General features: G+C 26.9%; 8 protein-coding genes and 1 pseudogene. All 9 read left to right on the top strand.

Annotated elements, in window-relative coordinates; genetic code table 11:
* Positions 1-102: 102 nt before the first annotated feature.
* Positions 103-726 carry a hypothetical protein gene (locus ELQ12_RS09200; RefSeq protein WP_126219879.1) on the top strand — a complete coding sequence of 208 codons (624 nt, stop codon included), beginning with the start codon at positions 103-105 and terminating at the stop codon, positions 724-726.
* A gap of 290 nt (positions 727-1016) precedes the next feature.
* Positions 1017-1409: a hypothetical protein gene (locus ELQ12_RS10880; RefSeq protein WP_347876347.1), complete on the top strand. Its 393-nt coding sequence runs from the start codon at positions 1017-1019 to the stop codon at positions 1407-1409.
* A complete protein-coding gene (locus ELQ12_RS09190; protein ID WP_070261735.1) occupies positions 1402-1803 on the top strand; it encodes a hypothetical protein in 402 nt (133 codons plus the stop codon). The genes ELQ12_RS10880 and ELQ12_RS09190 overlap by 8 nt, the downstream gene beginning before the upstream one ends.
* 72 nt (positions 1804-1875) lie before the next feature.
* The gene (locus tag ELQ12_RS09185; protein WP_002861560.1) at positions 1876-2628 is read left to right on the top strand and encodes an ankyrin repeat domain-containing protein; all 753 of its coding nucleotides are present in this window, start codon (positions 1876-1878) and stop codon (positions 2626-2628) included.
* 214 nt (positions 2629-2842) lie between these two features.
* Complete coding sequence (locus ELQ12_RS09180; RefSeq protein ID WP_002861561.1) at positions 2843-3058, top strand: hypothetical protein; 216 nt, start codon at positions 2843-2845, stop codon at positions 3056-3058.
* Positions 3048-3257, top strand: a pseudogene (locus ELQ12_RS10875) (hypothetical protein); the annotation flags it as partial. The gene ELQ12_RS09180 and the pseudogene ELQ12_RS10875, both read left to right, overlap by 11 nt.
* A 10-nt stretch (positions 3258-3267) precedes the next feature.
* Positions 3268-4218: an ankyrin repeat domain-containing protein gene (locus ELQ12_RS09170; protein ID WP_126219876.1), complete on the top strand. Its 951-nt coding sequence runs from the start codon at positions 3268-3270 to the stop codon at positions 4216-4218.
* 45 nt (positions 4219-4263) lie between these two features.
* Positions 4264-4728 carry a hypothetical protein gene (locus tag ELQ12_RS09165; RefSeq protein WP_002861563.1) on the top strand — a complete coding sequence of 155 codons (465 nt, stop codon included), beginning with the start codon at positions 4264-4266 and terminating at the stop codon, positions 4726-4728.
* Positions 4725-5975 carry a hypothetical protein gene (locus ELQ12_RS09160; RefSeq protein ID WP_126219875.1) on the top strand — a complete coding sequence of 417 codons (1251 nt, stop codon included), beginning with the start codon at positions 4725-4727 and terminating at the stop codon, positions 5973-5975. Before ELQ12_RS09165 ends, ELQ12_RS09160 begins: the two co-directional genes overlap by 4 nt.
* The last annotated feature ends 129 nt before the right edge of the window (positions 5976-6104 follow it).

Below are 6104 nucleotides of genomic sequence, written 5' to 3'. Positions count from 1 at the left end.
GTGTTATCATTAAAGCAGGTGGAGTTGAAGTAACTATAGACTCTAAAGGACTTGTGGTTAGAGGTGGAGAGCTTAGGACAGAATGATAACTCGGAGATAAAAATGAGCCAAACAAACAATAACACAGAAATCAAAGAACAAGACACTCAAGATGAAATTATTTTTGAAGAAAAGAAATATATACCTGCATTTTTATTTTGCGGGATAATATACACTGGATTTTTGTGTTTTTTTCTTTATTGGCTCCCTAGGGCATTTGACAATACTAAGAATTTTAAATGGTTTGTGGTTTTTATTATATATCTTTATGTATTATATATATATATAAGTCTTGTTTATAAAACAGTAAATTTTAAAAGAATTTATATCACAAAAGAAAAACTTGTGGTTGAATTCTATTTTAGGAATGATTTAATTTTTCCTTTAGGAACTTTTTTTGTGTATTCTTATAACCCATCGCGTGCTTTGGTGGGAGATATAGTTATACAAACTCTCAAAGGTAAAAGATACTACATTAAAAATCTTATCAAGCATGAAATAGAACTAAAAAATGATTTTTATGCAAAAGTTAATGCCATTATAAAGCCCCATGTAATGCCTTATTTGCTAAGTTTAAGTGATAAAGAATTTGAAAAAATCATTTCATTTGTAACCGGTTTTCATAAAATTGATACCACTTTCCTTAAAGAAGCAATGGAACTCAGAAAAGAGAAAAAAGATGAATGAAAGTATTTTATTTTATATACAAGAGATTAAAACTTATTTAAAGGATAAAAATGAGCCAAACAAACAATAACACAAAAATCAAAGAGCAAGACACTCAAGATGAAATTGTTTTTGAAAGAAAAAAGCATATACCTTCGTTTTTGCTTTTTTGGATAATATACACTGGATTTTTATGTTTTTTTCTTTATTTGTTTCCTAGATTATTTAACAAAGAAATAGATTATAAATGGTTTATAGTTTTTTTTATGTTTCTTTTAATCATATATGTATTTGCACGAGCGATCTATAAAATGACAAATATTAAAAGAATTTATGTCACAAAAGAAAAACTTGTGATTAAGTATTATATCAAAAATGATTTGGTTTTTCCTTTAGGAACTTTTTTTATATATTATCGTAGTTTGTCATATTCACTTTCTCCAGGACATATAGTGATACATACCTTTGGAGATAAGGCCAAAGAATACCTAGAACATGATATTTTTAACTACGGCGATGACCCAAAAAATAATTTTTTTGTAAGAGTTAATACCATTATAAAGCCCCATGTAATGCCTTATTTGTTAAGCTTAAGTGATAAGGAATTTGAAAAAATCATTTCACATGTAAGCGGTTATAACGACATTGATACCACTTTCCTTAAAGAAGCAATGGAACTCAGAAAAGAGAAAAAAGATGAATGAAAATATTTATGGAAGTTTAGAGCTTTATTCCAAAGAAACCCAAAGCACTCCTAGTGATAAAAGGGATTTAGGAGTATTTGGAGATGTTGCTCCTTATGCCTTAGGCATTACAGAAGGTTTTGCTACTAAAGCTTTTGAAAAAGAAATAGTGAAGTTTGGTATAGAAGATAATTCGCGTATTGCGAGAATGATGCATTCTAAAATAATAATGAATTTTGGAATATTGAATTTTTTTCTGGCTAAAGCAGAAGGAAAATCCAATGTAAGAGCTTTGACTGAAACTGGTGTTGGTATTTTTACTGGAGTAGTTTTAAATAAAACTCCATTAAGTAAATATCGTGATGAATGTTCCAAACTTTTAAACGAGGCTATAAAAAGGCTAAGGAGTAATTAAGAATATAAATACTAAACTAATAAAGAATTTATAATAATAAATTTAAATAAAAATTTACCTTTAAGGAAAAACATGGGAAATAAAGACTTTGGCTATTTTTTAAATGCTTTAGAAAACAATGATATAAAAGCACTTGAAATTTTACTCGTTGATGAAGAGTTATCAAATATGCAAGATGAGAATGGCAATACACTACTCCACCATGCAGCAAGACTAGGTAGCGCAGGAGGTGTGGCAATGCTAATTGATTGCAATCCTTTTATCCGTAATAATGATGGTAAAACAGCTTTTAATATAGCTTACGATAATGATGATATCTATATAGCCAAAATGATTGATAATGTTAAAGATAGTTGGCAAAGAAAGCATGGTAGGTATGAAGAAAAATTAGATGAAAGCGAAATGGATATTCCGTTTTATTTAACTGATGATAAAGAAAGTATTTTAAAACAATTTAAGGAAGAAAATATCATAACTGAAAGTTTATTAGATACTTCCTATGGAGATGGAATGGTTATATTGCAATCTGTTTTAAATGCATGGAATTTAAGTTTTATTAATAAAAAAATGCCTCCTGTTGTTGAAATTTTAATAGATCAAGCCAATGGGGATGTTGAAGCTTTAATAGATGGATTTGATAAACATATGGAGCAATGGGAAAATGAGGTTTGGGATGAACCTGCTGTATATGCTGGAAAGACTGAAGATGGTGAAGATGATTATCGCTATGAAACCGATCCTGATGAATGGATAAGAGAAATTATACCTTTTGATAAATGGGATGAATTAAAAAAACAAATGCGTTTATATGCAGTTAAAAAATGATTTTGATAGACTAATAACCCATAATAAGCTTGGGTTATTAGGTAAAACTTAGAGATAAAAATGCGTAAAATAACGCAAGTTAGATCCTTTAAATTAAAACTGCAATTTAGTTTTTGGGATTTTACACATTTTAACCATATTCAATACAAACAAATATATTTTTTGCAAGATATTTTTAAATGGACCGGTAAAGATAGAAATGATTTAAGCTTTAGTGTATAAATTTAGTAAATATCTTATTCATTTTTGTCGTGGCGATGAAATGTTAAAATACTCTCAATTTATATTTTATAATTTAAATAAAGATTTAAAACAAATACACATGAATTTTACTCTAAATAATAAAAATAATTATAAATTGATTACAGAAAAATTAGCAATCACTTGGGCTAAACTTAATTTTTTACATCCATTTAAAGAAAGACAATAAAAACCATAAAGGATCAAGAAGTGGTTTTATCTACCACAGACATGCTCACAGAAGCATAAAAACAATATTTAAAGAAATGTATCTACATCACATAAAAGGAGCAGCACCTAATAAAATTATCATAAAAAGATTAAATTTAAATAATCCTGCTAATATAGAAGAGGAATTAAACAAAAACAAACAAATACAAAAAAATTAAAGGAAAAACAATGAAAACCTTAGAAGATATCAAAGCTATGAGTTTTGAAGAAAAAATGCAAATTCAAAAACAATTATTTGATTTTATTAAAAATAATGACTTAGAAAATGTTAAAAATCTTTTAAAAGATTATCCTGTAAAAGAAAGCTTTTATGAGGCACATTTTAAAAATCCCGATAGTAAAGAAGAATTATCTTTGTTTGATCCTTGTACAACCATAGTAAGAGCTGCATTTACTTGTGGAAATTATGATAGTGATTTTTCTATTTTAGATTATTTATTTGATGAGTATGGTTTAAGTTTAAAAGATCCTAAATATAATCTTCGCTTTGTAGATATGAAACACATCAAAGAAGCTAATGAGAAATATATCTTAGTAACAGAAATAGAAGATGGACCTTATGTTTATAAAAACGCTCTAATCTACGCATATATACTCAATGCTAAAAATCCAAATTCTCAAATCATTAAGTATCTAGTCAATCGTGGGGCCAAATTTGAAGTATATCAAGATGAATTTCATTGGACTCCTATGCATTTTTGGGTAATGCAAAATAATTATGAATTATTAGAACTAGCCATTAAAGGAGGAGCTAATGTAGATATGCAAACCCGACTTATTCAAGAGAGTGAATACAATGAAACCCTTTTATTTGAAGCTGTAAAAGAAGCAGAAACCTATAGGGTTACACAGCTTTTAATTGAACTTGGAGCTAATGTGAATTTTGCTACCCCAAGAACTCCTTTAGATGATGCAAAAGGATCTAGAAATAAAAAGCTTTTAAAAGATGCAGGAGCAATGACTTCAAATGAAATCAGAAAGAAATTTAATTTACCAGCATATGATGATTCTCATTGTGAAATTGATGGAAAAGATGATATGGATTTACTAGGTAAATATCGGGATGAATGTGCCAAACTTTTAAACGATGCTATAAAAAAGGCTAAAGAAAGTGAATGAGGGAATAGAAATTCACTTTGCTAAAATAAATTATAAGGAAAGATAATGAAAAATAAAAAATTATTGGATGATGAATATATACAAGAAGTGTTTAAATACTATCTTAAAAATGATAATTATTTAAAAGATGCTTTATATGGTTTAAAAAAATACGAACGAAGAGCTTTTATAAGTAGCATTTTAAGCTATGAATATAAAAATTTAGTAGAAAATGGCAATTTAAAAGTTGATGCAAAATATAAAGTTACCTTGCCGCCTAATCTTATTGCTGTTTTAGAATATGATAAAAGTGAATTTAATGGTGCAAATCTTCGAAATTTTATAAATGATTTGGAATTTGAATTAGAACATATAGAAATGGAACTTTATGACGATCCTGCTGACTTTGAAGGGGGAGATTATTATAATGAAGATAGCGATTGTGATGAAGATTATACAGTAGAAGATTGGGTAGAAGATCAAGTAAGTGATATTAAAGACTTTTTATATGCTTTAAAAGATTTTAAATGAAACAAACATTAAGCTCTAATCGAGTAAGCTTTTATCTTTTTTCTACTAAAACTTTTAGTGATGAAAAATATCTTAATGCTTGGAGTTTAAAAGGCGAGCGTTTAAATGCCAAAGATTGGTTTGAATTTAAACAAGCCAATAAAGACAAATTTTATAATAAGCATTTAGAAAATACCTTAAAAACTATGCAAGAGTTTAAAGCTTATTTTAGTGTTGATCAATTTGAAGGCATAAATCTACATGGTGATGATGAATGGCTTGATTTTTTACCTTTAAATTATACTCAATTTTATAATCGTTTATGTAGGGATAAAAGTAAATATATTTTACATCGATATTATCAAAAAAATGATTTGGCAGAGATTGGTATGCTTAAAAATCTTTCTCCTAATTTTCCTTTTTGGGATGAAAAAGGAGAAAATTTTTCTCAAAATCAAATTGATATTTTTATAGAAAAAGATAATTTAGCACCCTGCTTTAATAAATATGATATTTATTTTAATTCTTCACTTGAGCTAAGCTTTAATTTTAGTGATGAAAGCTTAGAATATTTAATTAACAATTATAATCACAGAATCAATCATACTTTTACTCCAAAAAGTCAAGATGAGATACAAAAAGAATTAAATTTAAGCAAAGAAGATAAAATCATTTTAGAACTTGAAAATATGTTTTTAAATCTTTGTAAAGGCATCAGTGCTGATTATGCTTTTATGGATTTTTCTTATTTTTTTGTAGGATATAATCATACTTTAGATTCTAAAAATAATACTTTAAAATCTTATCCCATTAATCAAGATAAATTAATTCATAAAAGAAGTTTTAAAGAATATATAGAAGAATACGCAAATACTTACTTTTTAAATTATTATTCTAAAGAGTTTTTAAATGAACTTGACAATCAAGAATTAAACAAAGATAGACTTAATTATTATCTTATTAATTACAACAAAATTCCAAAAAACACAGAAGAAGAAAACATACAAGGCATACTTTCTAAACAAAAAGATATAGATATCAATTTTGTAAATTTTATAGATTATAAAGACTATGTTTATAAAAATAAAGATGATTTTTGGGAGTTTTCAGCAAAAGAAAATTCTATACTTTGGGAAAAATTTCTAAGTAAAAATACCCTAAAACCCTTTCCTTTAAATTTTGATTGCTCTTTAGAAGAAAAGCTTCTTTATGCTAAAGATGAACAACTAGAAAACATACTTAAAACCCACAAGACTTTTCATGGCTAAAAAAGAACAATCCTTATTCCTAGAATAAAAGATATTAATATAAGTTCTGATACTTCTTGTATGCATCCTATCTTAGAAGATAATACTTTAGTATGCTTACATGGAGGTAGAGTTAAGTTAAAAGCAAAA

This window comes from Campylobacter sp. US25a, assembly GCF_004379075.1.
In the GTDB taxonomy this organism is placed as follows: Bacteria; Campylobacterota; Campylobacteria; order Campylobacterales; family Campylobacteraceae; genus Campylobacter_D; species Campylobacter_D jejuni.
Note: the sequence above shows the minus strand (reverse complement) of the source record. Positions and strands in the feature narration are given on the sequence as shown.